The organism is Nonomuraea gerenzanensis (genome assembly GCF_020215645.1).
Taxonomy (GTDB): domain Bacteria; phylum Actinomycetota; class Actinomycetes; order Streptosporangiales; family Streptosporangiaceae; genus Nonomuraea; species Nonomuraea gerenzanensis.
Genome location: NZ_CP084058.1, coordinates 5,302,727 through 5,328,307 on the forward strand (window position 1 = coordinate 5,302,727; position 25,581 = coordinate 5,328,307).

Genomic DNA, 25,581 nt, shown 5'->3' on the forward strand with positions numbered 1-25,581 from the left:
GCCGTGCCGGGCATGAAAGTTTCAGCGGGCGAACCTGCAGGTCGGTGCGAGTGCTCAGGCGTCCGGTTTGACGCCTGTCCCAGGGCGTGCGATCAAGTGCGCGAGCCCACGCGCACCGGACGGACGAGCCGGGCCTTGAGGGAGCGCGCCCTTCCTCAAGGCCCACGGATGTTAGCGCTACCAGATCGGAGGACCGGCGTGCAGAGACGTGTGAGACGCCTGGCCATCCTGCCCATCCTGCTCCTCTCCGGCTTGCTGTTACCGGCCCGCCCGGCCCTGGCGGACACGAACGTGGCGGTGACCGCGACCCCGGCGGCCTCGTACACCTCCCCCTGGGAGAGCGTCGCGGCGATCAACGACGGCATCACCCCGCCGAGCTCGAACGACACCGCCAACCGCCGCTGGGGCACCTGGCCCAACACCGGCTCCCAGTGGGCCGAGCTCACCTGGGCCGCCGCCCAGCCGCTCATCTCCGCCGAGGTGTACTTCTTCGACGACGGCGGCGGCGTGCGCGTCCCGGCCTCGTGGAAGCTGCAGCGCTGGACAGGCAGCACGTACGCGGACATCCCCGGCACCTACCCGATGGCCGTCAACGCCTTCAACAAGGTCACCTTCGCCTCGGCCGTCAGCACCACCCGGCTGCGCGTCGTGCTGCAGAGCGGGCCGGCGTCGGTCGGGCTGCTGGAGGTCAGGGCGTGGACCGCGGGCTCGTCCGGCGGCACGGGCTGGAACCCGCCCGCCAGCCTCGTCACCCCGCTGAACGAGGTCTGGCAGCACCAGGAGAGCACGTACCCGAACCTGTACGGCTTCCGCAACTACGGCTGGGACCAGGTCATGGCCAACCGCGGCTCGATCAACTACTGCGTGCGCTGGGACTCGAGCGCCTCGGTGACCGCCGCGCAGCGCGACCAGATCCACGCCACGCTGGCCCGCCAGTTCAAGAAGTGGATGGACGTGATGGCCGGCCACAACGGCTGGCCGTACAGCAGCGTGCCGGTGAAGGTGGTGGGCTGGGCGGTCCGCGACCGCGCCCAGCTCCAGTGGAGCGACACCTCTGTGGACGTCTACGTCAACGACATCCGCGAGAACGCGCCCCAGTGCGCCGAGGCGTGCGGCCGCTTCTTCAACCAGAGCGGCACCTACCCGCGCTGTCCGGGCGGCGCCTCCCACCACTACGACATGTCGCTGTGGCTGACCGCCGGCTTCGGCGGCGGCGCCGGCGGCGACTGGGGGCAGCGGATCGGCAGCGAGTACTACCTGTCCAACCTCGACGCCGACAACGTGCACATCCTGCTGCACGAGATCGGGCACTCGTTCGGCCTGGACGACTTCTACGACTGGACACCGACCGGCGTGTGCTGCTTCCTGATGAAGGCGGGCAGCGCGTCGTCGATCACGGAGTTCGACGCGTGGATGTTCCGTGACTGGTGGCGGCATCTGAAGAGCCGTTACGGGTTGTGAGCCAGGGGAGTGGGGCCGCAGCGCGGCGTCCGGCCGGTGCCGGACATCGGTGCCGGCCGTGGGCACCGGGCCGGACGCCGCGCTGCGGGACTTACGGGCGGTCCCAGGGAAGAAGGGGGACCGCAGGGGAGCCGGTCAGCGCTGGACGCAGCCTGCTGATTCCGACGACACGATGGGTACCTTGACGCCGATGGCGGCCGCTTCGACGTCCTGCACGCAGACGTTGTTGTCGTTCAGGACGCTGTTGCCGTTGAGCGCGTCGATGCCGCCGGGGACGGTCGCCGCCGCCGGACCGGCGACGGCGGCCAGCGCGAAGGCGCCGGCGAGAGTGATGGTGGCGATCCGGGTTGAGTGACGCATGAAATGCCCTTCTGTGAGTGGAGGGGACCATGGATTGTCGTGTGTTGATTTAGCCGTTCCCGATGGTTACTCAACGTAGCGAGCGGTTACGGTGTGCTGTCACGGGTGCGAGCGAGGCTTGTCGAACCCGCAACCCCCTTGCGTGCGTCTAAGCACCGCCGCGGGCCCGTCGTGCCCGGTGGCGTGAGAAGGTGAGCGGCAGGTAACCGTTCGACCGATGAGTGAGGATCCCGTGCCTTCAAACCAGGCTGAAGACACCGGCGGCGTGCGCAGCGTGCAGCGGGCGTTCGACATCCTGTCACTGCTCACCGAGGACCGCCGGACGCTGACGATCCGCGAGGTGGTGGACGAGACGGGGCTGGCCAAGACCACCGCCCTGCGGATGTTGCAGACGCTGGAGCACATGGGGCTGCTGTGGGCCACGCCGAAGGGTTACGCGGCGGGCCCGGCCCTGTGGCGGTGGGCGCACCTGGCCCGCAACGCCTGGGAGCTGCCGCCGGAGACCGTGCAGCTCATGCGGGAGCTGGGGGCGCGGCAGCGGGAGACCGTCAACCTGTACGTGCTGCGCGACGTGCACCGCGTGTGCATCGCGCAGCAGGAGAGCCCGCAGCCGCTGCGGCACGTCGTGCGCGTGGGCGACGAGCTGCCGCTGTGGGCGGGCGCGTCCTCGAAGGTGCTGCTCAAGGACGCCCCTGAGCGGCTGCTCGAACGGGTGGCGCGCGCCTCGCCGTACGGGCAGGAGCACGTGGCGACGCTGCGGGAGTGGGCCGCGCGGGCCGAGCGCGACGGGTACGCCGTCAGCCACGGCGAACGCGAGCCGGGGCTGTCGGCGGTGGCCGTCCCGGTCACCGGGGGATCGAAGGCCACGGTCGCCGCGCTCACGCTGAGCGGGCCGAGTGTGCGCTTCACCGCCGAACGTGTCGAGGAGTTCACGGCCGACCTGGTCGAGGTGGCCAGGCGCATGTCGGAGCGCGGGTTCGAGCACCCCCTCGGCTGAGCCGCCCAGGGGCGCGGTCAGGTCAGGGCGTCGAGGGCGCGGTCGACGTCGTCCCGCGTCGTGTAGAGGTGGAAGCTGGCGCGCACCTTGCCCGCCCGCACGGCGGCGCGGATCCCGGCCGCCGCCAGCCGTTCCCCCGGCGCGTCCACCGAGACGATGGCGGAGTCGGACGGCGGCAGGCCGAGGCCCGTCAGGAAGCGGTTGGCCAGCGCCACGTCGTGGTCGCGGACACGTTCGACGCCGAGCTCGTTCAGCAGCTCGATCGCGGGCGCGGCCCCGACGAAGGAGAACCAGGCCGGCGACAGGTCGAACGCCCGCGCGTCGCCGGCCAGCCGCAGCGGCGGGCCGTAGTAGGAGCCGCCCTCGTCGGCGCCGCCGTACCAGTTGGCGGCCAGCGGGCGCATGCGCTCGCGCACGCGCGGCGACAGGTAGGCGAACGCCGCCCCGCGCGGCGCCATCAGCCACTTGTACGCCGCGCAGGCCAGTACGTCCACCCCCGCGACCTCGACGGGCAGCCAGCCGCACGCCTGCGAGGCGTCCACGACGACCAGCGCGTCATGCTCGCGGGCGGCGGCCACGACGTCCGCGAGCGGCGTCACGTACCCGGTGGCCGACTGCACCAGGCTGAACGCCACGGCGGCGGTGCCGCGCGTGACCGCCTCGGCCAGCCGGTCGGCGGGCACCGGCTCGACCCGGGCCGCCACCGCCCAGGGGAACAGGTTGCTGGTGAACTCGATCTCCGGCACCACGACCCTGGCGCCGGGCGGCAGCGCGGTGGCCACCACGGACATGATCTGGGACACGGTCGAGCTCACGCTCACGTCCGCGACGGGGGCCGAGACGAGGCGGGCGAAGGCGGCCCTGGCACGCCCGACGGAGGCGTCCCACGGCTTCCAGTCGGTGGCGCCGTGCCGCCAGTCGGTCAGCACGGCCTGCAGCTCCTCGAAGGCGGGGCGAGGGGGCAGGCCGTAGGAGGCGGTGTTCAGCCAGCCGGGGGCCGCGTCCCAGAGCTCGGTGACGTCCATGGTCCCAGCGTAGGGGCGGGGTCAGTGGAAATCTACGTTGTAAAGGCGGACTGGCGCCGGACGTACTGATCGTATTCACCTCCGATCATTACCACACGTTCTTCGTCGAGAGCGTGCCGATCTTCGGCATCGGGGTGGCCGAGTCGGCCGCCGGGCCGAGCGACTACGCGGAGCTGCCTCGGTGCGAGGTGCGGATCGAGGCGGGGCTCGCCAGGCGGATCCGGGCGAGCGTGGTGCGGGCGGAGTTCGACGTGGGGATGAGCCAGGAGTTCGGATCCGCGCCGCCTACCGCTGAGGGGCGGGCGGCGGCTCGCCGACGGCGCGGCGGGCGCCGAGCACCTCGTGCAGCTCGGCCGAGCAGCGGGCCAGGTCGGCGGCGTAGGCGTGCTGGCCGAGGGTGCGCGGCCGGGGCACGGCCACGTCCACGACGGTGAGGATGCGGCCGGGGCGCGGGGTCAGGACGACGACGCGGTCGGCGAGCAGCACGGCCTCCTCGATCGAGTGGGTGACGAGCACGACGGTGGCGGCGTGCTCCATGTGGATCTGCTGCAGCTCGATCGACAGCTCCTCGCGGGTGAGCGCGTCGAGGGCGGAGAACGGCTCGTCCATGAGCAGCACGCGGGGCCACTGGATGAGCGCCCGGCACAGCGCGACCCGCTGCTGCATGCCGCCGGACAGCTCGTGGGGCAGCCGCCGGTGGAAGGACTCCAGCCCGACCATCTCCAGCAGCCGGAAGGCGTGGGCGCGGTGCTCCTGACGGGGCCAGCCGAAGATCTCGACGGGCAGCAGGACGTTGTCGAGCACGCTGCGCCAGGGCAGCAGGGCGGGGCGCTGGAACATGATGGCGACGTCGCGGCGGGGTTTGACGACGGGCTCGCCGCCGACGCGTACCTCTCCCGAGGTGGCGGTGAGCAGCCCGGCGATGAGGCGCAGCAGCGTGGACTTGCCGCAGCCGGAGCGGCCCACGACGGCGGTGAACTCGCCGTCGGCCACGTCGAGGTCGAGGTCGCGCAGCGCTTCCACCTCGCCGCGGCGCCCGCCGAACACCTGGGAAACCTCGCGCAGCAGGATCACCTCGGGACCTCCTGATCCCGATGGTATGCCGAGTCACGGCCCGCGACATATTGACCGTCGTGCAGGGTCCGTCATGATCTGGGGCATGAGGCGACTGCCGCGCGTCATCACGATCACCGTTCTGGTCGCGACGTCCTTCCTCCCCGCCGCCTGCGGCTCGGGGGCGCAGGAGCCGTCGCCGGCCCGGCCGGCCGCCGATCGGGTCACCTGGGTGACCGGGTTCGGCGCGTTCGGGCGGGAGGCCTATGTCTACGTCGCGCAGGAGAAGGGCTTCTTCAGGGAGGCCGGGATCGAGGTGGCCGTGCAGCCCGGCCAGGGCAGCGGTGAGAACCTGGCCGCGGTGCTCGGCGGCCGGGCGCAGTTCGCCGCCGTGGACTTCACGGCCACGCTGATCAGCGCCGCCGGGGGCAAGGCGGAGGGCGCGGTCGCGGTGGCGGCGCTGCACCAGCGCACGCTGGCCGCGCTGATGACGCTGGGCGACAGCGGCATCAGCCGGCCGAAGGACCTGGAGGGCAGGACGGTGGCCGACACGGCGTCGTCGGTGATCAGAATGATGTTCCCCAGCTATGCCCGGCTGACCGGGCTGGACGCCTCGAAGGTGAAGTGGGTCAGCCTGGAGCCCGCCCAGCTCGCCGCGAACCTGGCCTCCGGGCAGGTGGACGCGATCGGCCAGTACGTGGTCGGCCAGCCCACGGTGCGTAACGCCGCCAAGGGCAAGGAGGTCACGGTCCTGCCGTTCGGGGACGTCATCACCGACCTGTACGGCTCGGCGGTGACCACCTCCACCGCGGTCGCGACCGGCCGGCCCGACCTGGTCAGGCGGTTCACCGGCGCGCTGCTCAAGGGCCTGGCGTACGCGGTCGAGCACCCGCAGGAGACGGCGCGGATCCTGGTCGCCGAGCAGCCCGCGCAGAAGGCCGAGGTGGCCGCCGCGGAGCTGACCCTGATGGCCTCGTACGTGCGCCCGGAGGGCGGGGCGCCGATGGGCACGATGAGCAGGGAACGCGTGGAGCGGGCGATCACCGTGCTGCGCACCGCCGGGGCGTTCGAGGAGCAGCTGACGCCGGAGTCGGTGGTCGCGTTCGACCTGCTGCCCCAGGGCTGAGCGGGTGGAGCGCGGCCGGGACGCGGCGACCGCGGCGGCCTGGTCCACGCTGGGCGTGGTCGTCGCGGTCGGCGCGTGGGCGCTGGTGGCCTCGGCGTTCGCGATTCCGGAGATCGTCCTGCCGTCGCCCGCGGACGTGGTGGCGGCGTTCCTGCGGATCCCCGGTTACCTGCTGGAGCAGGCGGTGATCACGCTGGGGGAGACGGTGCTCGGGTTCGTGCTGTCGGTGGCCTGCGGGCTGGTGATCGGGATGGTGATCGCGGCGTTCCGGGTGGCGGAGCTGATGTTCTATCCGCTGCTGGTGGCCTTCAACGCGGTCCCGAAGGTGGCGCTGGCGCCGCTGCTGGTGGTGTGGATGGGGTTCGGCCAGCAGCCGAAGGTGGTGATGGCGTTGCTGGTGTGCTTCTTCCCGGTGGTGCTGTCGGTGGCGGGCGGGCTGGCCTCGACGCCGCCCGAGCTGGTGGAGCTGGCCAGGTCGCTGGACACGCCGCGGTGGCAGGCGTTCGTGAAGATCCGCTTTCCCGGCGCGTTGCCGCAGGTGTTCGTGGGGTTGAAGGTGGCGATGCCGCTGGCGTCGGTGGGTGCGGTGATCGGGGAGTTCAGCGCGGGGGACGCCGGGCTGGGGTTCGTGATCGTGCAGGCGGGCGGTAGCTCGGACACGGCGCTGGCGTTCGCCGCCATCGGGCTGCTCGGCGTCATGAGCATCGCGTTGTTCTACGCGCTGGTGCTGGCCGAGCGGCTGCTGCTGCCCTGGGTGCGGGAGACGGCGGCCGTCCGCTGAGCCACTCACCACTGAGCCTCTCACCACGAGGTCGCGCTGCCTGCGTGGTGCGCTTGCGGCGTGGGCGGGTACGCGTACCTTCTGTCCTGACGAAAGGCGTGGTGCGCAGATGCTCGGAAGGCTGATCGACCTGGGCGGTTTCGGAATCGAGGCCGCCTCCGCGCTCATCCGCAACGGACTCCTGGGCCCGGTGCACCCCTCGGTGCTCGCCCGCGTCGTGGAGGCGTACCGGCACTTCCACCTCAGCCCCGCCACGGGCCTGGCCGCCGCGGCGGCGCGCTGGCCCGACCGGCCGGCCGTCATCGACGAGGCGGGGACGCTCACGTTCGCCGAGCTCGACGCCCGCGCCGCGGCGCTGGCGGCGGGCCTGCACCGCCGGCTCGGCATCGAGCCGGGCAGGACGGTGGCGGTCATGTGGCCCAACGACCGCGGGTTCGCCGAGGTGGTGGCGGCCGTGTCCCGGCTCGGCGCCGACCTGCTGCTCCTGAACACCGGGCTGGCGGGGCCGCGCCTGCGGGACGTGCTGCGGCGCGAGCGCGTACACGCCCTCATCGCCGACCCCGGCCTGCCCCACGTGGACTTCGACGGACCCTGGACCGGAGATCTGGACGGGCTGATCCGGGAGGGCGGCTCCGGCGCGGGGGTGCCGTCGCCGCGGCGGGCGGGGCGGCTGGTGCTGCTCACGTCCGGGACGACCGGCGTGCCCAAGGGCGCGCCACGGCGGCTCTCCCCGGCCGCCGTGGCGGAGCCGTTCCTGTCGATGCTGGCGACCGTGCCGGTGCGCGGCGGCGAGCCGATGCTCATCGCCCCGCCGCTGTTCCACGGTCTCGGCCTGCTCTGGTACGCCGCCGCGCTCGTGCTCGGCTGCCCGGTCGTGCTCATGCGGCGCTTCGACCCCGAGGCCGTCCTCGACGCCCTCGAACGGCACCGCGCCGGCACGCTGGTGGCCGTGCCGGTGATGCTGAAACGCCTCCTGGCGTGCACGCCCCGGCCGCTGCCGCACCTGCGGGTGGTCGTCTCGGGCGGCTCCGCGCTGCGCCCCGACCTGGCCACCGCGTTCATGAACACCTACGGGGACGTCCTGTACAACCTCTACGGCTCCACCGAGGCCGGTTGGGCCGCCCTGGCCACGCCCGCCGACCTGCGCACCGCACCCGACACCGTCGGACGTCCTCCGCGCGGGGCGACCGTGCGCATCGAGGGGCCGGACGGGCGTGCGCAACCGGCCGGGCAGGTCGGGCGGGTGCTCGTCGGGGGCGGGCTGACGTTCGGCGCCGGGGGAGGGCCGGACGGCCTGCTGGCCACGGGCGACCTCGGGCACCGGGACCGGCGGGGCCTGCTGTTCATCGACGGCCGCGACGACGACATGATCGTCTCCGGTGGCGAGAACGTGTTCCCGCAGGAGGTGGAGAACGTCCTGGCCCGCGTCCCGGGCGTGGCGGATGTGGCGGTGCTGGGGGTGCCGGACGAGGAGTACGGGCAGCGGCTGGCCGCTTACGTGGTGGCGGCCGATGGGGCGCGGTTGTCGGCGGAGGAGCTCCGGCGGGCGGTCAAGGAGTCGCTGGCCGGGTTCAAGGTGCCGCGTGATGTGGAGTTCGTGCCGTCCGTGCCGCGTAACCCGACGGGGAAGGTGGATCGGGACCGGCTCGTACGGGGATGAGCCCCCCTCGTCCGGCTGGCATGATCCCCGGATCGCCGCCCGCGCCTCACCTCCGGAGCACGCCCCCCACGGGCCTCACCCGTGGATGAGGCGCTCGATCGGCGGGTTCACGCGGGCGAACCCCTCCTGGCTGCGATACGGGTAGTAGGGGTAGGCCGCCGTGACGGTGCTGGCGGCGTCCAGGCGGGACACCTGGTCGGGGGTGAGGGACCAGCCGACGGCGCCCAGGTTCTCCCGCAACTGCTCCTCGTTGCGCGCCCCCACGATGACCGAGGCCACGGTCGGGCGGCGCAGCAGCCAGTTGAGCGCGATCTGCGGAACGCTCTTGCCGGTCTCCCCGGCGATCTCGTCGAGCACGTCCACCACCGCGTACAGCCGCTCGTCGTCCACGGGCGGCCCGTAGGCGGCCGTGCGGTGCAACCGGCTGCCTGCGGGGAGCGGCGCGCCGCGCCGGATCCTGCCGGTGAGGCGGCCCCAGCCGAGCGGGCTCCACACCAGCGCGCCGACGCCCTGGTCGAGGCCGAGGGGCATCAGCTCCCACTCGTAGTCGCGGCCGACCAACGAGTAGTAGACCTGATGCGCCACGTACCGGGGGTAGCCGTGCCGGTCGGACGCGGCGAGGGACTTCATGAGCTGCCAGCCGGAGAAGTTGGACACGCCCACGTACCGCAGCTTGCCGGCCGCCACCAGGTCGCCGAGCGTGGACAGGACCTCCTCGACCGGCGTGGCGGCGTCGAAGGCGTGCAACTGGAACAGGTCGATGTAGTCGGTGCCGAGGCGGCGCAGCGCGTCGTCCACCGCCCTGATCAGCCGGGGCCGCGACGTGCCGGCGCCGTTGGGAGTGTCGTCCACGGGCAGCCCGGCCTTGGTGGAGATGAGCACCTCGTCCCGGCGTCCCTTGATCGCCTGGCCGAGCACCTCCTCCGAGGCGCCGTCGGAGTACACGTCGGCGGTGTCGAACATCGTCACCCCCGCCTCGACGGCCACGTCCACCAGCCGCCTGGCCTCCGCCACGTCGGTGTTCCCCCACGCGCCGAACAACTCGCCCCTGCCGCCGAACGTGCCTGCGCCGAAGCTCAGCGCGGGCACCTTGAGACCGGACGCACCCAACTGCCGAAATTCCATGATTCCATCCTTTAACGGGTCAGATTTCCCGTTAAGAACGGTAGCACACTAACGGCAAATTTGTTTCATTAGAGGGGGGTGCGGTGGCCGAACAGGCAGAACAAGCCCAGGCCGGCGAGCAGGAACGCCGGCAGGAGCAGCGCGCCTGCCGGCGCGGCCTGCCAGGACGGTGCGCCACCGGTGGACAGCGCCATGAGGAGCAGGCCGGGGAGGGTGAGGAGGCTTCAGCCTGCCGAGGGGGCTGGCGATGCGCCGCATGGCCGCACCGTATGGCGGCGCCGCATCGGTGCGTAGTGCCGCCGGGGGCCGAATGCCGTCCCCGGATCCGGGTCAGCCGGGCCGTTGCCCTGCCCGGTCGACGACGGCGGTCTCGACCAGGGCGTCCCAGTTGTGGATGTCGCCCTTCCTCATGGTGTCGAAGGGGCCGTCCTTGTGGTTCTTGACCACGATGGTGCGGTAACCCAGGTACTCGTACGTCCGCGGGTCGATGAAGATCTCGTCGCGCAGGTAGCCGTCCAGGACGTGGTAGAGGGTGATGCCCCGGCGGTCGAGCAGGTCGGAGGAGCCGTCCTCGTACCGGACGCCCGGGATCGCGGCCATGGCGCCGTACATGGCGGCACGGATCCTGGGCGGCAGCGCGGCGTCCCCCATGCCCAGCGCGATCAGCTGGAACGCCCACCTGTCCCGCTGCACGGAGGTCAGCGGCGGCGGCGCCTCCTCGGCCAGGCGGGCGGCCTCCTCAGGCGTCCTGCCTCTGGCCTGCGCCCGCTGCCGGGCACGCTCCAGCATGGACGCGCGATTCCTGGCGTGCTCGGCGTCGACCGTCTCGTAGATCCGGGCCAGCAACCGGTCGGCGTCGGCGGGCAGGGCGAGCAGGTAGGGGTAGGTCACCTCGAACTCCGACCCCTCGTGCACCGTGAGCTTGCCCCGCTCGATGGTGGCGAACGCCTGGTCGTCGAGCCGTCGCCACTGCTCGTGCGTGCTCGTCTTCGCCGGCTCGCCGCGCAACCACCGGCCGCCGTCCGTCCTGGTGCGCGCGCGCAGGCTCTTCACGTAGCCCCACTGCTTCGGCCCGGCCGTCCACGCCGGCTCCCCGCCGGCCAGCAGTGCCGCGTTGTCCGCCACGTCCTGGGCGTTCGCCACGGGACGCAGCCGCAGCTCGGCGATGGTGGGTGGCTGCGCCTGAGGGGGTCGCGGGTCCTCGCCCTGCCGGGGTGCGACCGTCACGGCCACAGCCAGCGCGACGGCGGCCCCGGCCAGCGGCGCCCACAGCGCCCGGCGCAGCCAGAACGCCCGCGGTGCCCACGCCGCCCGCAGCGGCCGGAGCTGACGGGGCCGCTCGTCGCGCCCTCCTCGCATGTGGGCGTTCAGGCGCGAACGTGCCGCGTCGATGGTCCTCGCGTCCGGCTCCGGCATCGTGTCGTGATGGCGGCGCAACTCGTCCAGCTCGTTCATGACTCAGACCTCCTTCACCGCGTGACCCAGGGACTTGCGCAGCCTGGCTCGGGCCCGGTTCAGCCGGGAGCTGACGGTGCCGATCGGAACGCCCAGGGCGAAGGCCGCCTCCGCGTAGCTGAGGCCGGCGCAGGCGACGAGCATCAGCGCGTCACGGTCACCCTGGGGCAGGCTCTTCAGCCCGCGGGCCAGTCGCGGGCTGAGCTGTTCGGCGGTCACGCGGTCGGTGACGCGGTCGGCGTGGTTCTCGGTGTCGTCGCGGCCGGCCGCGCGGCTGAGCGCCCGGTAGAGGCGGAGCTCGTCGCGGCGGTGGCGGCCGATGAGGTTCGTGGCGATGCCGTACAACCAGGCCTTGGCCTCCGGCCGGGTCAGGTCGTAGCGGTCGCGCTGGTCGAACCCCGCCAGGAACGTCTCCGCGGCCACATCGTCGGCAGCGGCCGGTCCGAGCCTGGCGGCGGCGTACCGGTGGATCGCGGTGAAGTACCGGTCGAAGATCACCGAGAACCACTCGGGGTCGTGGCGCGAGTTCGCGATGACCGACGCGTCGTCCGGCTCCGCGGCCACGGGCGTGGAGAGGTGGGAAGGGTCATGCATCCGGCGCCTTTCTCGAAGGAGGGTCGGCGCTTATTGCCCGATGCGGTCGTCCTTGTTCGCGGTTTTTCGCGGCGGCGCCGGAGAGTGCTGACGGTCGGCGCCGCCGTTCAGGAGATCACGACTGTGCCCTCAGGGGCGAGGGCCGAGCAGCGCCGCCGCCAGCTCCTGCACGGAACGGGTGAAGCGGCGGGGGTCGCCCGGCGGGGTCAGGTGGCGGACCAGGTCACCGTCGAAGACGGCGAGCAGGGCGTGGGCCAGGAAGTCCGCGTCCAGGTCGGGGCGTTCGGCGGCGAACAAGGTGCTGAGGTGGTGATGCCAGAGCCGGTAGCTGGGGTCGCCGTACCTGTCTTCCGCGCAGGCCTGCTCGTGTGCCGCCAGCAGGACGGCGTTGCCTTCCGCGATCGCGCCGAGGGCGTCGAGGAACGCCCGTAGCCGCTCGTGGGCGGGGGCGCCGGGGCCGAGCGGGGGCGGGCCGCTCGCGACCGCCTCGCGCAGCTCGCGGGAACGCTCTTCGAGCAGCGCCTGCAGGAGACCCGCGCGGCTGCCGAAACGCCGGAACACCGTGCCTTTGCCCACTCCTGCCAGCGCGGCCACCCGATCGAGCGACACATGATCCCCGCCGCCTTCGGCCAGGAGCTGCTCGGTCGCGCGAAGCACCGCCTGCCGGTTCCTGGCCGCATCAGCACGCTCCGACCGTCTGCCATCCTCGCCGCTGCCCGTGCTCGTGCTCGTGGCGTGGGCGGTACCCGCAGCGGTTGCGGTGCCGTCGGTGTGGCGGTCTGCCATGGAACCCTCGCGTGCAGATGCGGACTATCGGTCCGATTATGCTACCTTCCTGCCAAGCGGACTGTCGGTCCGCATCAACCCCCACGAGAGGAACGGACATGCGCGCACTCATCGTCGACCCCGACGCCCCCGCTTCACTGCGCCTCGCCACGGCCCCCGAACCCGAGCCCGCGCCGCACCAGTCGCTGATCGAGGTGCGGCACGTCTCCCTCAACCGGGGCGAGGTGGCCTTCGCCGGACGACGGCCGGCCGGGACCGTGCACGGCTACGACGCCGCCGGGGTCGTCGTGCGTGCCGCGGCCGATGGGAGCGGGCCGGCTGAAGGGGCCAGGGTGGCGGCGTTCGGGGCCGGCGCGTGGGCGCAGCGCATGGCCGTGGACAGCACCGCGGTCGCCGAGGTTCCCGAGGGGGTGGAGCTCGCCGACGCCGCCGCGCTGCCGATGGCCGGCATCACGGCGCTGCGTACCTTGCGTACGCGCGACATCCTGGGGCGGCGGGTGCTGATCACCGGGGCCGCGGGTGGTGTCGGACGGTACGCGGTGCAGCTCGCCGCGCTGGGCGGCGCTCACGTGATCGCCTCGGTGGGGTCGGTGGCGCGGGGCGAGGGGTTGAGCGGGCTGGGGGCGCAGGAGGTGGTCGTGGGGCTGCAGGGCATCGATCGGCCTGTCGACCTCATTCTGGACAACGTGGGCGGGCCTCAGCTCGCCGCCGCCTGGGCGTTGCTCGCGGCTGGGGGGAGCGTGCAGAACATCGGCTGGGCGTCCGGTGAGCCGGCCGTGTTCGAGCCGTACTCGATGTTCTTCGTCGGGGCCGCCAAGACGATGAGCACGTTCGGCGATGTCCATGAGGTGGGGCCGGACCTTGCGACGCTGCTCGGGTTCGCCGCTGCGGGGCGGCTGTCGCCGGAGATCGGCTGGCGCGGCCCCTGGGAGCGCATCGCCGGCGCCTCGCGGGCGCTGCTGGAGCGGCGCGTCGCGGGCAAGGCCGTCCTGGACGTGACCCCGCCCGCCTGACGCGCCCGCCTGACGCGCCCGCCTGACGCGCCCGCCTGACGCGCCCGCCTGACGCGCCCGCCTGGCGCCGAAGGTCACCGGCCGTGGGACGCGGAGACCTCCGTGCGGGCCCGGTCGAGGTCCTCCGTCCGGTAGAGCCGCTCAGGAATGCTCGCCAGCCTCGACGGATGCACCTGCTGCCCCAGCCCGTACAACTTCTGGAAGCTCATGATCAACGGCCGCCACGCATCCGGATCGATGTGGTCGTCCGTCCCCGCGAGCCGGATCTCCTCGTGCGCCCACACCCGCACGACCCGCACCTCGAACCCGAGAACCCCGCCGTCACCCACCGGATGCACCGCCTCCACCACGCACTCCATCGCCACCGGGCACTCGCCCACCCGTGGCGGCGCCACCACCTCGGACGGCACAGCGGTCAGCCCCGCGTGCCCGAACTTGTCGCCCACATGCCGGTAACCCCGCTCGTACTTGCGCTCGGGCACCGGGTCGGAGCCCGTGGTGAGCGCCAGCCGGTCCACCGCAGCCGCGAGCGCGTCGGAAGGCAGGTTGAGGACGCACTCGCGGGTCCTGCGCAGGTTGGCGGCGGTCTTGGACCTGGCGCCCAGCCCCAGCATGGCGCGCCAGCCGAGCCAGAAGGCCGACGACATGGGGGCCAGGTTGGGGGTGCCGTCCTCGTTCGAGGAGGAGATCAGGACGACGGGGGTGCCGAAATAGAGGATGTTCGGCTCGATACGGACGTGCCCGGTCACCACAGTGTTGTTCATGGGCAACCACTTTCGCCCCCGCCCCGGCCGTACGCTGGCGGACTTCGGACCTCCCGTTCAGTTGGCCGGCTGCTAACGGGCGGCCATCATGGCGAAGGCGTCCACCCACAGACGCTGCTTGTCCTCAGGCTGCCCGACCAGGTAGGTGGCGCGTAACTTCGGCGGCAGGTACGGCAGCAGCCGTGCCACCACCTCCAGGTGCTCGCGCAGCTGCGACACCTCCGCGTCGGCGAAGATCTGGTGCACCGTGTCGGAGTCGGCGCCGCCCTCGTCGTGCTTGCCGGCCGCCGCCAGCCGCGCCTCCCACGCGCCGGCCTCGGCCGCCAGGTCGCGGATGCCGATCGCCCGCCGCCCCGACAGCCGGTGCCGCAGCCCCGACAGCGGGATCATCGCACCCTCGGGTCCCGCCCAGCCCACGCCTGTGGCGCAGGACAGGCCGCGGCGGCGGGCGCGCAGCGACCACGCGGGCTGTCTGGCGCTCACCAGCTCCAGGGCCACCCGAGCGACCGGGGCCTGCCCGGTGGCGGCGAGCCGGTCGGGCAGGCTCGGCCGGTCGGACAGGAGCCGCTGGTTGGTGGCCAGGAGGCCGAGCTGGGCAGGTTCCCCGGCGGCGAAGACGGCCTCGACGAAGGCGTCGGGCAGCGGGGCGCCGCCGAGCGCGGGGGCGAGCACGTCCGCGGCTGAGGCGAGGGGGTGGGTCCAGTCGGGCAGGGCGGAGACGCGCAGCGGGAGGAACAGCCGCTCGCTTGCACGCGGCCCGAGCCAGGGCGGCCAGGCGTTGATGGCAAGCTCCCCTGAAGGCCATGGGGGACGAAGCCGGGAAGCGTATTCCCGGCGGACGATCGCCGCCGGGCCATCAGGGACCGTCCGGCCGAAGCCCGTCGACCAGGCCGACGAGCAGCGCCGCCACCTGGTCCAGCGGCACCACGTGATCCACGGTCTCCTCCTGCTCGATGCACGCCGCGGGCATGTCGAAGTGATCGCTGGTCGCGGCGTCCGTGGCGACCACGGTGCCGCCGAAGTGGTGCACAGCCGCGGCCCCCGTCGCGCTGTCGTTCCCTCTGCCCGACAGGACGACCGCGATGGCGTCGGGCCCCGCGGCGAGGGCGAGGCTCACAAGCAGCAGGTCCGCGGAGGGCCGGGACGGCGGGAACGGCCCCGAGGGGATCAGCGCCAGCCGCCGGTCGGCGCGCACCAGCAGGTGCCGTCCGGGTGGCGCGACCACCACGCGGCGGGGCAGGAGCGGCTGCCCGTCCTGGGCCGCCGCCACCGGCAGGCCGGTGCGCAGGCCGAGGAGCTCGGGCAGGACGCTCCGGTGGTCCGGCGCCAGGTGCTGCAGCACGATCACCGAAGCGGCCAGCCCGGACGGCAGGCCGGACAGGACCGTGCCGGTGGCGGTCAGCCCGCCGGCCGAGGAGACGAGGGCGACGACCGGGCACGGCGGAGCGGGCCCCGGCCGTCCGGTCGCGGAGGCCATGCCGGTGCTCCTTCCCAGGAAAGGCGGCCGTCACCCCGCAGGTCTCGCGCGAAGCCACCCCCGGTCGCGCGGGCCCTCGCACGACATGAGGCGGGTGGCCGTGAGGGCATCGGAACACTCCCTTGACAGATGCTGACTTTCCGATCAAATTAGGCAAGGCTTGCCTAACTAAAGCATTCGGGGAGGACTTGCCGCAATGGACGGGATCGAAGGCAGCATCGCCTCGGTGACCGGCGCGGCCCGGGGGATCGGCGCGGCCCGGGCGCGCTCCCGCTCACCGTCAACGGCAAGCTCGACCGACCGCGCCGCCCTGCCGCATCGAAGGCTGTGGCGGCGACGTGCTCTTCTTCCGCGCCACCGTCGACCCCCTCGACGACACCCTCACGTGCGGACGCCTGGCGCCCGCACGTGAACGGCGCGATCGAGGCGCACGACGTCGCCTGCAGCCACAAGGACATGACCCGGCCGGGACCGATCGCCGACATCGGCGCGATCGTCGCGGCCCGACGCGAGGAGCTCGAATCATGAACCCCTTCGACGACCCCGACGGCGAGTTCTTCGTCCTGGCCAACGACGAGGAGCAGCACTCCATCTGGCCCTCCTTCGCCGCCGTGCCCGAGGGCTGGTCGGTGCGCTTCGGCCCCGACTCCCGCGCCGCGTGCCTGGCCTACGTCTCCGCCTCCTGGACCGACCTGCGTCCCCGCAGCCTGCGTCGGTGAGGCCGGTCGTCCAGGCCGTCCATGTCACGGCGATGTGCATGAACGGCCTGGACGCGACGATCGTCAACCCGGCGCTGTTCGCCATCGCCGCCGACCCCGGGTGCCGCCGCAGGCGAGCGGCGCCGTGGAGCCGGCGTTCCTGGCCGGCCTCGCGGTGTGCATGCCGGTCGCCGGCTGGTTGTGCGACCGGTACGGCGCGCCCCGGCGTGTTCCTGGCCGCGCCGGCGGTGTTCACGGTTTAGGGGGCTGCGCGCCTGTCCTGGGACGTGGGCTCGCTGGTCGCGTTCCGCGTGGTGCAGGGTGCGGGCCCTTACGCGGGAGAGAGTCCCGCGACCTTGATCGACCCCGGGTGGCGGGCGCCCATGTGCGCGGAGGCGGCCCGCCGCCCGGGGTTCCCCGCACGCTGTCCTGAGGCTCACCACCAGCCGGCCGCCGGCGTGGTCAGGCAGGTGCCCAGGCCGCCCAGGACAAGGACGGCACCGCCCACTCGATGCCGCTCAGCCTGGAGTCGCTGTCGGACATCCACGGCGACTGGCTGTTCGGCTCCACGCTGACCGCCGACAGGCAGAAGACGCTCGACGAGGCACCGGAGGACCGGCAGCCGCTCGACGCGCCGGCGGGTGTGGAGGTGACGTGGCTGGAACGCGAGGACCACACGGCCGTCCCCGGCATGCTCGCCCTGGAGGTCGCCCGCGCTCTGCCGCCGCGCCCACGGTCACCCGGAGCCGTGCCGCCCGCGCGGCCCGGGAGCCGTGCCGTCCGCGTGACCGGGGAATTGTCGTGCCCACCCGCTAGGGTCCCGGATCATGGCACATGTGCTGGCGCCGCACCCGAGCGCCCGACCCACCTCACCCCCGCCCGCGACCGCCTGGGAGGAGACCCTCGCGCGGGTCACGGCCGGCGACGCCGCCGGGCTGGCGGCGTACCTGGTCACGCTCGACGACCCGGCCCGCAGGAAGGTCGCGGCCGAGCTGCCCGGCTACGTCACCGCCACAGCCCGCACGGCCGGGTGGCGGGAGTGGGCGGCGCAGGGCAGGCCGCTGCTGGTGGCGGGCGTGGCGTGCCTGGGCGGCGCGTCGGCCGTGACGGCCTGGCTGTTCCGGCGGGAGCTGCCCCGCTGGCTCGACGACCGCGACCACGAGCTGCTCCTCGGCCTGCTGCGCCGCCGGCCCGTGGAGTGGCAGGCCGACGTGGCCCGCCGCGTCGCCGCCCGCATGCGGCTGCCGGAGCCGAGGCACTGGTACCTCGCCGCCGCGCTCGTCCGCGAGACCGGCATCGAGCCGCCGGACGGCGAGCCGTTCATCGTCGGGTGGCTGCGCAGGCTGCATCCGGAGACGGCCGGCCGCGACCCGTTCGTGGCCGCGTACGGGCCCCGCATCCTCGAGGTGGACGCCCTCGCCCAGGCCCCGCTCTGGCAGGTCGTCGAGACGGTCGCGCGCCTCGTCCACGACGGCCTGCTCGACCGGGCGGCCGTCGTCGGCGCCATCGTGCGGCGGCTGCTGCGCGACGGCCCGGCGGCCCGCTCGGAGCTGGCGACCCTGCACGACCGCCTCGACCTCGACCTCGACGAGTCGGCCAGGTACGCCCGTGACTACACCGCCCTGCTGCCCGCCGGGCCCGTCGCGGTGGCCGACGTGGCGCTGGCGCAGCTGCGGCGGCTGGAGGAGGCGGGGCGGCTGGAGGAGGAGCTGTTCGCCGAGGCGATGGGGGCGCTGGCGTTCCGGCCGGAGAAGAAGCTGCTGCGCGCCGCCGTGTCGTGGGCGGGCGACGCGGTGCTGCGCGACGCGGGCCGCGTGGACACCGTGCTGGGCACCCTCGCGACGATCTTCACCCAGGACACGCTCGCGCTGCAGGAGCGCGCCGTACGGCTGGCCGTCAGGCTCGCGCCGCAGGCCGGGCCCGCCGGTCGCGACCCGATCCGGCAGGCGGCGGCGGAGCTGCCGTCGGAGCTGCTGGAGAAGATCTCGGCGGCGTACGGGGGCGGCATCGCCGAGGCTGCCCCGCCCGCCGCGCCACCGCTGTGGGTGGGGGAGGGCCCGCCGCTGCCGCCGCCCGTCGCCTCACCGCAGGAGCTGGTGCAGGAGCTGCAGGCGTTCCGCTGGCCGCCCGACGTGTACGCCTTCGAACGCCTCCTCGCGGGCCTGATCGAGTGGTCGCACCGGGCTCCCGGGCAGCTCAGGCAGGCGCTACGGCCGTGGTGGCATCCGTTCTCCGAGGCCGCCTACGGGATCGACGGCCACCAGACCCTCTTCACGGCGGTCTCCAGGGCGTTTCTCGCCTTCGCCGACCCCGCGCGCAGCAGGAAGCTGACGGCGGGAGCCGCGGCGCGGCGCCGCTACCGCCACTCCGACGCTCCCGGCGCGCCCGAGCTGCTCTACCGGCGCCGCGCCATGGAGCTGGTGACCCCCTTCGAGAACGGCACCGGCTATCCGGTGCTGCTGGCCACCCCCACGTCGGGCACCGGTCACCTGGCCCCCTCGGTGCTGCTCGACCGCCTGGAACGGCTGGAGGCCGCGGGGGTGGAGGCGCTGCCCGCCGACCTGGCGCAGGCGTTACTGCGGCTGCCCCGCCGGTTCGAGACCGCCGACGTCGAGCGGGCCGTCCGGCTGACGTCCGAGGCGGGCCGTACGTGTGCGGCGTGGATGCGCGACGGCGGCATGCCCGACCCGGAGGCGACCGTGACCGTGCGCCGGACCGACGGCGGCGTGGAGCTGCAGAGCCGGCTCACGCCGCCCGCGCACGGTCTCCCGGAGGAGATCCGGGCCCTGTTCGAGCCGCAGAACGGTCACACGTACTCGCTGACCTGGTGGCCGCTCGCCCTGCCCGCCCACCGCGAGATCGCGGCGGCCCACCTGGTGGGCTACCTGCCGTGGTCCATGGACGCCAACGACCGGCAGACTCAGGCACTGACCACCCTCGCCCACGGCGACGGGCCGATCGGCGCCGCCACCGCGCACGCCCTGGTGTGCGGCATGAGCCACGTCAACCCGGCCGAGCGCGCCGCCGCCACCGACGCCTTCCTCACCCTCGCCGCCCACGGCGAGACCCCGGCCCAGGCGCTGGCGGAGGCGGTGACGAGCCTGGTCACGGCCGACCTCGTCAAGCTCAACCGGGTGGTCTCCGTCCTCGATGACGCCACCCAGGCGGGGGCGCACGAGGCGGTGTGGGCGGTGGTGTCGGGGGTACTGGCGGGCCTGCTGCCGAGGGAGGGCGAGCGGCCCCGCGCCGGGGTGGCCGACCTGCTGGCGGCAGGGGCTCGGGCGGCCAGGATCGCCGGTGTACGGGCGCGGCTGCCGGAGGTGGCGGCGGTCGCCGGGCGCAAGGGGTCGAGCCGGTTGACGCAGGAGGCCCGGCGACTGGTCCAGCTCGTCGGCACGACGGACTGAGGAGCACGACTGACTGAGGCGGCACGACCGACTGAGGCGGCACGACGGATGGAGGCGGTGCGGCCGGCGGTGGTGGTGCGGCCTCGCCGGTGGCGGTGCGGCCTCGCCGGTGGGCGCACAGCCCTGCCGGGTCACCCCGCCGCGTGGCCGGTCAGCGGCGCCGCAGCAGCGTGATGCGCTCGCCGCCCAGCTCCGTCACATAAATGTTCCCGGTGGCCCGGTCCTCGACGAGGTCGAGTGGCTGGTCGAAGCCGGTCAGCCCGGCGATCCCCCGGATGACCGTAGTAGCGGCCCGGCTTGACGTCGAAGACGTAGTCGGTCTCGGCCTGCGGGTTGGCGGTGATCGCCGGCACCTGCGGGCCGGTGTACCCGCGCCGGGCACAGGAGGCGGGCAGCGGGCTCGGGGTGGCGGGCGTGTTGCCGCCGGCGGCCGAGCCGTTCGTGGGCGCGTACAGGTGGCCGTTGCTGTGCCAGACCAGGTCGTAGGCGTTGCGCACGCCGGTGGCGTACAAGGTGAGCGGCGCACCGGCCGCGTACGGGTCGTAACCGCCGCCCGCCTCGGTCCGCACGTCGAGCGGCAGCGTCGCCGGCAGCCTGGCCGGGTCGAGGCGCAGCACGGCGGCGCTCAGCAGCCGCTCGGGCCGGTTGCCCCAGGCCGCGTCGGGCGCGCCCATCGCGTTCATCGAGCCCTGGGTGAGGTAGCAGGCGCCGTCGGGGCCGAAGGCGAGCGAGTTCGTCTCGTGGTCGCGGGCCGAGCGCGGCAGGCCGGTGACGACCGCGGTGTAGGTGCCCAGGTTCTGGCCGCTCAGCCGGGCGATCCTGCTGGTCCACTCCGGTACGTCGGAGCCCGGGTACGCCTGGTTGTCGGTGATCCACAGGATCGGGGCGGCGGGCGTGGAGGCGGGGTCGAAGGCCAGCCCGATGACGGTACGGTCGGCGCCGCCGTGCGCGTTGCGTACCGTGTCGATGACCAGCTCGTCGGCCAGCGTGCCGTCGGCGTCGATCGTGTAACGGCGCAGCTGCCCGGTGAGCGTGGCGGCGTACAGGCGCCCGTCCGGCCCCTTCACGACGCTGGTGTACGGCGCGCCGCCCGCCCCGGAGACCACCTTGTCGAAGGCCGCCTCCCCGCCGGGCGGCGCGCCGGTGGTGAAGACCATCGAGTACGGGTGGAACGCGTTGCCGGCGGTGTCGCGGACGGCGCCGGTGATGTCGAGCCGGTAGAGCGTGCCGGGCTGCAGCGCCGTGGCGGGGGCGACGCTGATGGTGTCGCCGCCGCCGCTGGTGGCGACGTTGACCGGCACGGCGGCGCCGTCGCTGACCCGCCTGATCGTGGCGCTGCCCGCGGTGAGCGAGCCGACCGCCACGCCGCCCGCGATCAGCCGCAGGTCGGCGACCACCGCCCCGGTCAGGGGGACGTTCGCGGCCCGGTCGGCCGGGACGGTGCGCCGCACGCTCGGCGCGGGTGTGGTCAGCTCGGTGATGTCGACGTAGTCGAGCTTGGTGTTGACACCGCCGGCCGGGAGCGTGAGCCGCCCGTCGGTGACCGTGACGGTCCTGGTCACGGTGCGATGCCGTTCGGCGGCCGACGGGACGAACGCGGCGGTGCCGTTCTGGTCCTCGATGGTGAGCCAGTGGGTGCTGTCGGTGTGCGACGGGTCGCCGACCGCCGCCGTCACCCGATAGGCGCCGCTGGGCACCGCGATCTCCCACGAGCCCGGCGTCCTGATGCCCGCGGAGCCGGCGGGCAGCTGCATGTGGATGAGCGTGGCCAGGCGCGGGTCCGTCCCCGTGCCGCGATTGCGGCCGTTGCCGATCAGCGACAGCGGGGTGGTGGTGCCGTTCTGCACCCAGCCGTAGGTCAGGCCGCCGGGACGCGGCCCGTACGCCTCGCCGAAGTCACGGACGTATCCGGCCGGCGGGGCGGTGGCCTGGTCGGAGAAGTTCACCTGCACGTCGAGGGGGGCCAGGGCGATCAGGACCGCGAGTAACGGGAGGTGCATGCCGGACCTCTTCCACACAGGGGTTTCCGGGGACACACCGGTACGAGCCGCACATTCGGCACCAGCGCTGTGACGGTAACCCGGCGCGGAGATCGAATCCAGGCGCCGCGGGATTGTCGGTGGGGTGCCCTACTGTCCCAGGCATGATCAACGCCTGGGACGCGGTCCGCGCGGCCATCCACGCCGAGGACCTCACCGCCATCGCCACGCTGCTCGGCGGTTTCGACGACGCCCAGCGGCGCGAGGTGGCGCAGGAGTTGCCCGGATACCTCACGCCGGCACAGCAGGCCGGCGACCGCCGCGACGCCGAACACCGCGCGGCGGAGCGGGCGCGGTGGTGGGAGCTGGTCGCCGAGGCGAAGCAGGCGGGCCGCAGCGTGTGGGAGCTGCCCGAGGCGCTGGCGCTGTCGAGCCGCCCGTTCCGGGGCACCCGCTGGGTCGAGGCCATGCGCGTGGCGGGAGCGGGCGCCATCGCCGGTGCCGCGGCCGTCGCCGCCTGGCTCAACAGGCGCGAGCTCGTCCGTGGCGGCGCCGTGCGCGGCGTCGACGACGTGCCGCCGATCCTCCAGGTCGTCGCGTCCAGGCCGGTCGCCTGGCAGGAGGATCTCGCCGTACGGCTGGCGCTGCGCCTGCGCGGTGCCCGCCTCCGTGCCGACGACGGCCGCGTACGGCTGGCGCTCGCGCTGCTGCGCGCGACCGGGGCCGAGCCGCCCGGGCACGACCCGCTCACCCTGGCCTGGATCACCGCCACGCCGGTCGCGGAGCTGGCCGCCGATCCGCTGCTCGACGCCATGTCGCAGCGGCTGTTCGAGACCGAGGGCGTGGGCCGGCTGCTGCGTCACGATCGCGTGTGGGGCCCGGCCCTGGTCAGGCTCGCCGCCGACGGCCGGATCAAGCGCGCGGCGCTGCTCGACGGCTGCCGCACCCGCATGCTGCGCGGTGGTCAGACCGCCGACCTGCGCTTCTTCCAAGCCCTGCACGACCTGCTGGACCCGGCGCCGGAGGAGGTCGCCCCGCACGCGCGCGACTACGCGGCCCTGCTCTCGCTGCCCGCGGCCAACGTCGCCGACCTGGCGTTACGCCGGCTCCGCCAGGTCAAGGCGGCGCCCCCGGCGGAGGCCGTCGAGAGCCTGCTGTTCCGCTCGGAGGGCAGGCTCGTCCGCGCCGGGCTGGCGCTCCTCGACCGGGTGCTCAAGCAGCCAGGAGAGGACGTCGACGCGTACGCGCCCGCACTGGCCGCCGCGCTGCTGTCCGGGTCCGGCGAGGCCCGCGACAGGGCGGTGCGGCTGGCCGTCAAGCACGCCGGCCGCTTCGGCCCGGAAGCGGCCCGGACGATCAGGGAGACCGTGGCGATGCTGCCTCCCGGCCCGGCCGCCGAGCTGGCCGGCGTCTTCGGCGGGGAGGCGGCGCCGCCTCCGCCGCCACGGCCCCGCTACCAGCCGCCACCGTTGCCGCCTGCCCCCGAGCCCGGGCCGATGCCGCTGATCACGGACGCCGGGGTGCTGGCGCGGATCTCGCTGCGCGAGTACGACTGGATGCAGCCCGAGCGGTGGCTGGACGGTTTCGTCCGGCTGGCGGCGGGCGAGCAGCGGGAGTCGCTGATCGCCGAGCTGGCTCCGCTGGCCGCGCGCTTCGCGGACGACCGCTACCACTGGATGCCGTGGTGGGACACCAACGACTGGGCCGGCGCCATGGCCCGCGAGCTGATCGAGCCGAGGGCCGAGCGCAGGGCCATGCCGGACTGCCGGGCCGACGTGGCGCGCCGGGTCCCGCCGCCGGCGCACTCCGGCGTGTGGCGGCACATGCCGCTGGCCCGCTTCGGCGAGGTGTACCAGGCGCAGCTGGACGGACGGCTGCCGCCGTACCTGCTGGCCGTCCCCACCCGCGCCAACGGGCTGCTGGACGCGGAGGCGCTGGTCGAGCGGCTGGAGGGGTACGAGCGCGACGGTGTTCACGCGTTACCGCTGGACCTGCGGCAGGCGCTGCTGCGGCTGGGACGCCGGACCGTGACCGCCGAGGCGGTGCGGCGGGCGGCTCAGCTCACCGGGCCGGCGGGGCGCCGGGTGCACCGGTGGCTCACCGACCGGCCCGCCCATCCGGAGGTGGTGCTGCGCTGGACGACGCACGAGGACGACACCCGGATCGCCGCCGAGTTCGATTGGGGGCAGGAGTACGAGGAGCTGTTCGCGGACCTGCTCGCGCCGCGCATGCACGACGAGCCGGGCGAGCTGCTGCTGCCCGTCTTCGCCGGGCATCGGGAGCTGGCGGCGGCGCGGCTGGTCTACGGCATGAGGTCCTTCTGGCCGATCAGCAAGCCCACGGCGCGCGACCTCGACCACCTGGTGCTCGCCGACGGCCCCGGCGGCCCCGGGGTGGCGCTGCTGTTCGCCCGCTACCTGATGGAGGGGGCCGACGGTGACGGGGTGCGGCCCTTCCTGCACCTGGCCGCCTCCGGTGACCTGCCGGGGGCCGAGCTGGGCAGGCAACTGGCGTTCCTGCTGAGACGCGGGCAGGAGCGCCCCGCCGGCGCCATCGGGGCGCTCGAGGAGGCGGCCAGGCTGGGGGCGCACCGGGAGGTCTGGCAGGTGATGACGGGGCTGCTGCCCGCCTATCTGCCGGGGGCGGGGGAGCGGGCGACCGGCGTGCACACGCGGCTCATGCGGGTCGCGGCCGAGGTCGCCGAGTGGGCGGACGCGCGGGGTGAGCTGCCGGTGGTGGCCGAGCTGGCGGGCAGGGGGCGCACCAGCGAGCTCGTCCGCCAGGCCCGCGCCCTGCACGCCCTGCTCACCAGCCCCGCTTGACCAGCCGGATCCGGTCGCGGGCGCGGTGGTCGGGTCAGTCGATGACCGCGGTGACCTCGGCCTCGACGAGGATGCCCGGCTCGAAGAGCACCTCGACCCCGATCAGCGCGGCAGGCGGCGTGGCGAGGTCGAACTCGCGTGCCGCCTGCTCGATCCCCGCGTTGAACGCGTCGTACATCTCCCTCTTCCACCCCGCCGCATACCAGGTCATCCGCACCACGTCATGGAAGCTCGCCCCGGCCGCGGCGAGCCCCTTGGCGACGTTGCGGTACACCTGGGCCACCTGCCCGGCCAGATCACCCGGCGCCACCAGCTCGCCGTTCTCGTCCCAGGCCACCTGCCCCGCGAGGTGCACCTGCCTGCTCCCGGTGGCCACCGCCACGTGGTGGTAGATCGGGACGCGCACGTGCCGGTCGGGGTTGATGAGCGTGACAGCCATGATCTCTCCTCGGTCCATACTCTCTTGCGGTTACTCGGAAACTGTAAGAGAGTGTGCGCTGACATGGAAGAACGCACTTTTCAGTGACTGGGGAACCAGATGGTGAGCAAGCAGGTCAGCGGCCTGTCCGACGAGGCGGACCTGAGGCGGGCCGACTCCCTGGCCAGGGAGATCTTCTCGGACGTCGCCAACAAGTGGGCGTTGCTGATCATCGAGGCGCTCGGCGAGCGCACCCTGCGCTTCAGCGAGCTGCGCAAGGAGGTCGAGGGCATCAGTCACAAGATGCTCACCCAGAACCTGCGCATGCTGGAGCGCAACGGCCTGGCCGAGCGGACGGTGTACCCGACGGTGCCGCCGCGCGTGGAGTACACCCTCACCCCGCCGGGTCAGGCGCTGCGCGCGACCGTCGATCTGATCTGCGGCTGGACCCACGAGTTCTTCGGGCACATCGAGTCAGCCCGCCGCCGCTTCGACGCCTGATCACCCGCGCGACCGGCCGCCTCGGCGAGGTGACCACCCGCGCGACCGGCCGCCTCGGCGAGGTGATCGCAGCGGCGGG

25 protein-coding genes are annotated in these 25,581 nt (G+C 73.7%); 11 read left to right on the forward strand and 14 right to left on the reverse strand.

Features of this window, described 5'->3' with window-relative positions:
* Positions 1-198 precede the first annotated feature (198 nt).
* The gene (locus tag LCN96_RS24850; protein WP_225275284.1) at positions 199-1,461 is read left to right on the forward strand and encodes a metallopeptidase family protein; all 1,263 of its coding nucleotides are present in this window, start codon (positions 199-201) and stop codon (positions 1,459-1,461) included.
* Positions 1,462-1,596: 135 nt separating this feature from the next.
* On the opposite strand, the gene LCN96_RS24855 is transcribed toward LCN96_RS24850, so the two are convergent.
* Positions 1,597-1,821 (reverse strand): hypothetical protein, encoded by a 225-nt coding sequence (locus LCN96_RS24855; RefSeq protein ID WP_225275285.1) that lies wholly within the window; start codon positions 1,819-1,821, stop codon positions 1,597-1,599.
* A gap of 217 nt (positions 1,822-2,038) precedes the next feature.
* Here LCN96_RS24855 and LCN96_RS24860 point away from each other — a divergent pair, with 217 nt between their 5' ends.
* Complete coding sequence (locus tag LCN96_RS24860; protein ID WP_225275286.1) at positions 2,039-2,818, forward strand: IclR family transcriptional regulator; 780 nt, start codon at positions 2,039-2,041, stop codon at positions 2,816-2,818.
* 17 nt (positions 2,819-2,835) lie between these two features.
* On the opposite strand, the gene LCN96_RS24865 is transcribed toward LCN96_RS24860, so the two are convergent.
* Positions 2,836-3,843, reverse strand: a complete 1,008-nt coding sequence (locus LCN96_RS24865) for an aminotransferase class V-fold PLP-dependent enzyme (protein ID WP_225275287.1) — start codon at positions 3,841-3,843, stop codon at positions 2,836-2,838.
* A 285-nt stretch (positions 3,844-4,128) separates the two neighbouring features.
* Positions 4,129-4,917 carry an ABC transporter ATP-binding protein gene (locus tag LCN96_RS24870; RefSeq protein ID WP_225275288.1) on the reverse strand — a complete coding sequence of 263 codons (789 nt, stop codon included), beginning with the start codon at positions 4,915-4,917 and terminating at the stop codon, positions 4,129-4,131.
* Between the two features lie 85 nt (positions 4,918-5,002).
* Between LCN96_RS24870 and LCN96_RS24875 the strand changes: the two genes are divergently transcribed.
* The 3 genes from LCN96_RS24875 (at position 5,003) to LCN96_RS24885 (ending at position 8,463) form a co-directional block, all read left to right on the forward strand.
* Positions 5,003-6,022, forward strand: a complete 1,020-nt coding sequence (locus LCN96_RS24875; protein WP_225275289.1) for an ABC transporter substrate-binding protein — start codon at positions 5,003-5,005, stop codon at positions 6,020-6,022.
* A gap of 4 nt (positions 6,023-6,026) precedes the next feature.
* On the forward strand, positions 6,027-6,803 hold the full coding sequence (locus tag LCN96_RS24880) for an ABC transporter permease (protein ID WP_225275290.1): 777 nt from the start codon (positions 6,027-6,029) through the stop codon (positions 6,801-6,803).
* A gap of 109 nt (positions 6,804-6,912) precedes the next feature.
* Positions 6,913-8,463 (forward strand): AMP-binding protein, encoded by a 1,551-nt coding sequence (locus LCN96_RS24885; RefSeq protein ID WP_225275291.1) that lies wholly within the window; start codon positions 6,913-6,915, stop codon positions 8,461-8,463.
* A 75-nt stretch (positions 8,464-8,538) separates the two neighbouring features.
* Here the strand turns inward: LCN96_RS24885 and LCN96_RS24890 are convergent, their stop codons facing one another.
* From LCN96_RS24890 to LCN96_RS24905, 5 genes are all read right to left on the reverse strand, one after another.
* On the reverse strand, positions 8,539-9,588 hold the full coding sequence (locus LCN96_RS24890) for an aldo/keto reductase (RefSeq protein ID WP_225275292.1): 1,050 nt from the start codon (positions 9,586-9,588) through the stop codon (positions 8,539-8,541).
* Between the two features lie 68 nt (positions 9,589-9,656).
* Positions 9,657-9,782 carry a hypothetical protein gene (locus LCN96_RS56645; protein ID WP_263657513.1) on the reverse strand — a complete coding sequence of 42 codons (126 nt, stop codon included), beginning with the start codon at positions 9,780-9,782 and terminating at the stop codon, positions 9,657-9,659.
* 136 nt (positions 9,783-9,918) lie between these two features.
* On the reverse strand, positions 9,919-11,043 hold the full coding sequence (locus LCN96_RS24895) for a hypothetical protein (RefSeq protein ID WP_225275293.1): 1,125 nt from the start codon (positions 11,041-11,043) through the stop codon (positions 9,919-9,921).
* A 3-nt stretch (positions 11,044-11,046) separates the two neighbouring features.
* Positions 11,047-11,637, reverse strand: a complete 591-nt coding sequence (locus LCN96_RS24900) for an RNA polymerase sigma factor (RefSeq protein WP_225275294.1) — start codon at positions 11,635-11,637, stop codon at positions 11,047-11,049.
* Between the two features lie 129 nt (positions 11,638-11,766).
* Positions 11,767-12,294 carry a TetR/AcrR family transcriptional regulator gene (locus tag LCN96_RS24905; RefSeq protein WP_225275295.1) on the reverse strand — a complete coding sequence of 176 codons (528 nt, stop codon included), beginning with the start codon at positions 12,292-12,294 and terminating at the stop codon, positions 11,767-11,769.
* A 227-nt stretch (positions 12,295-12,521) separates the two neighbouring features.
* Here LCN96_RS24905 and LCN96_RS24910 point away from each other — a divergent pair, with 227 nt between their 5' ends.
* On the forward strand, positions 12,522-13,436 hold the full coding sequence (locus LCN96_RS24910; protein WP_225275296.1) for a zinc-binding dehydrogenase: 915 nt from the start codon (positions 12,522-12,524) through the stop codon (positions 13,434-13,436).
* Between the two features lie 74 nt (positions 13,437-13,510).
* On the opposite strand, the gene LCN96_RS24915 is transcribed toward LCN96_RS24910, so the two are convergent.
* The 3 genes from LCN96_RS24915 to LCN96_RS24925 all read right to left on the reverse strand — a co-directional run bounded on the left by LCN96_RS24915 (position 13,511) and on the right by LCN96_RS24925 (position 15,677).
* Positions 13,511-14,200: a flavin reductase family protein gene (locus LCN96_RS24915; RefSeq protein ID WP_225275297.1), complete on the reverse strand. Its 690-nt coding sequence runs from the start codon at positions 14,198-14,200 to the stop codon at positions 13,511-13,513.
* 72 nt (positions 14,201-14,272) lie between these two features.
* Positions 14,273-14,872: a hypothetical protein gene (locus LCN96_RS24920; RefSeq protein ID WP_225275298.1), complete on the reverse strand. Its 600-nt coding sequence runs from the start codon at positions 14,870-14,872 to the stop codon at positions 14,273-14,275.
* A 184-nt stretch (positions 14,873-15,056) separates the two neighbouring features.
* On the reverse strand, positions 15,057-15,677 hold the full coding sequence (locus LCN96_RS24925) for a chemotaxis protein CheB (RefSeq protein WP_225275299.1): 621 nt from the start codon (positions 15,675-15,677) through the stop codon (positions 15,057-15,059).
* A 524-nt stretch (positions 15,678-16,201) separates the two neighbouring features.
* Between LCN96_RS24925 and LCN96_RS24930 the strand changes: the two genes are divergently transcribed.
* Positions 16,202-16,396, forward strand: coding sequence for an MbtH family protein (locus tag LCN96_RS24930; protein ID WP_225275300.1), 195 nt, complete (start codon positions 16,202-16,204; stop codon positions 16,394-16,396).
* Positions 16,393-16,638, forward strand: a complete 246-nt coding sequence (locus LCN96_RS24935) for a hypothetical protein (RefSeq protein ID WP_225275301.1) — start codon at positions 16,393-16,395, stop codon at positions 16,636-16,638. Before LCN96_RS24930 ends, LCN96_RS24935 begins: the two co-directional genes overlap by 4 nt.
* Before the next feature lie 199 nt (positions 16,639-16,837).
* Here LCN96_RS24935 and LCN96_RS24940 read toward each other — a convergent pair whose 3' ends face one another.
* Positions 16,838-17,068: a hypothetical protein gene (locus tag LCN96_RS24940; RefSeq protein WP_225275302.1), complete on the reverse strand. Its 231-nt coding sequence runs from the start codon at positions 17,066-17,068 to the stop codon at positions 16,838-16,840.
* 134 nt (positions 17,069-17,202) lie between these two features.
* Between LCN96_RS24940 and LCN96_RS24945 the strand changes: the two genes are divergently transcribed.
* A complete protein-coding gene (locus LCN96_RS24945; protein ID WP_225275303.1) occupies positions 17,203-19,782 on the forward strand; it encodes a DUF7824 domain-containing protein in 2,580 nt (859 codons plus the stop codon).
* Between the two features lie 131 nt (positions 19,783-19,913).
* Here the strand turns inward: LCN96_RS24945 and LCN96_RS24950 are convergent, their stop codons facing one another.
* Positions 19,914-21,782 (reverse strand): Ig-like domain-containing protein, encoded by a 1,869-nt coding sequence (locus tag LCN96_RS24950; protein WP_225275304.1) that lies wholly within the window; start codon positions 21,780-21,782, stop codon positions 19,914-19,916.
* Positions 21,783-21,925: 143 nt separating this feature from the next.
* Between LCN96_RS24950 and LCN96_RS56650 the strand changes: the two genes are divergently transcribed.
* Entirely contained in the window at positions 21,926-24,583 is a 2,658-nt protein-coding gene (locus LCN96_RS56650) for a hypothetical protein (protein ID WP_263657514.1), read from the forward strand.
* 34 nt (positions 24,584-24,617) lie between these two features.
* Here the strand turns inward: LCN96_RS56650 and LCN96_RS24960 are convergent, their stop codons facing one another.
* Positions 24,618-25,022, reverse strand: a complete 405-nt coding sequence (locus LCN96_RS24960; protein ID WP_225275305.1) for a RidA family protein — start codon at positions 25,020-25,022, stop codon at positions 24,618-24,620.
* A gap of 99 nt (positions 25,023-25,121) precedes the next feature.
* Here LCN96_RS24960 and LCN96_RS24965 point away from each other — a divergent pair, with 99 nt between their 5' ends.
* Entirely contained in the window at positions 25,122-25,502 is a 381-nt protein-coding gene (locus LCN96_RS24965; RefSeq protein WP_225275306.1) for a winged helix-turn-helix transcriptional regulator, read from the forward strand.
* Positions 25,503-25,581: the final 79 nt, after the last annotated feature.

Coding starts and splice junctions, on each gene's coding strand:
- LCN96_RS24855 (WP_225275285.1), bottom strand. CDS start 1,821: ATGCGTCACTCAACCCGGATCGCCACCATCACTCTCGCCGGCGCCTTC.
- LCN96_RS24860 (WP_225275286.1), top strand. CDS start 2,039: ATGAGTGAGGATCCCGTGCCTTCAAACCAGGCTGAAGACACCGGCGGC.
- LCN96_RS24865 (WP_225275287.1), bottom strand. CDS start 3,843: ATGGACGTCACCGAGCTCTGGGACGCGGCCCCCGGCTGGCTGAACACC.
- LCN96_RS24875 (WP_225275289.1), top strand. CDS start 5,003: ATGAGGCGACTGCCGCGCGTCATCACGATCACCGTTCTGGTCGCGACG.
- LCN96_RS24885 (WP_225275291.1), top strand. CDS start 6,913: ATGCTCGGAAGGCTGATCGACCTGGGCGGTTTCGGAATCGAGGCCGCC.
- LCN96_RS24890 (WP_225275292.1), bottom strand. CDS start 9,588: ATGGAATTTCGGCAGTTGGGTGCGTCCGGTCTCAAGGTGCCCGCGCTG.
- LCN96_RS56645 (WP_263657513.1), bottom strand. CDS start 9,782: ATGGCGCTGTCCACCGGTGGCGCACCGTCCTGGCAGGCCGCGCCGGCA.
- LCN96_RS24895 (WP_225275293.1), bottom strand. CDS start 11,043: ATGAACGAGCTGGACGAGTTGCGCCGCCATCACGACACGATGCCGGAG.
- LCN96_RS24900 (WP_225275294.1), bottom strand. CDS start 11,637: ATGCATGACCCTTCCCACCTCTCCACGCCCGTGGCCGCGGAGCCGGAC.
- LCN96_RS24910 (WP_225275296.1), top strand. CDS start 12,522: ATGCGCGCACTCATCGTCGACCCCGACGCCCCCGCTTCACTGCGCCTC.
- LCN96_RS24915 (WP_225275297.1), bottom strand. CDS start 14,200: ATGAACAACACTGTGGTGACCGGGCACGTCCGTATCGAGCCGAACATC.
- LCN96_RS24925 (WP_225275299.1), bottom strand. CDS start 15,677: ATGGCCTCCGCGACCGGACGGCCGGGGCCCGCTCCGCCGTGCCCGGTC.
- LCN96_RS24930 (WP_225275300.1), top strand. CDS start 16,202: ATGAACCCCTTCGACGACCCCGACGGCGAGTTCTTCGTCCTGGCCAAC.
- LCN96_RS24940 (WP_225275302.1), bottom strand. CDS start 17,068: ATGCCGGGGACGGCCGTGTGGTCCTCGCGTTCCAGCCACGTCACCTCC.
- LCN96_RS24945 (WP_225275303.1), top strand. CDS start 17,203: ATGGCACATGTGCTGGCGCCGCACCCGAGCGCCCGACCCACCTCACCC.
- LCN96_RS24950 (WP_225275304.1), bottom strand. CDS start 21,782: ATGCACCTCCCGTTACTCGCGGTCCTGATCGCCCTGGCCCCCCTCGAC.
- LCN96_RS56650 (WP_263657514.1), top strand. CDS start 21,926: ATGATCAACGCCTGGGACGCGGTCCGCGCGGCCATCCACGCCGAGGAC.
- LCN96_RS24960 (WP_225275305.1), bottom strand. CDS start 25,022: ATGGCTGTCACGCTCATCAACCCCGACCGGCACGTGCGCGTCCCGATC.
- LCN96_RS24965 (WP_225275306.1), top strand. CDS start 25,122: ATGGTGAGCAAGCAGGTCAGCGGCCTGTCCGACGAGGCGGACCTGAGG.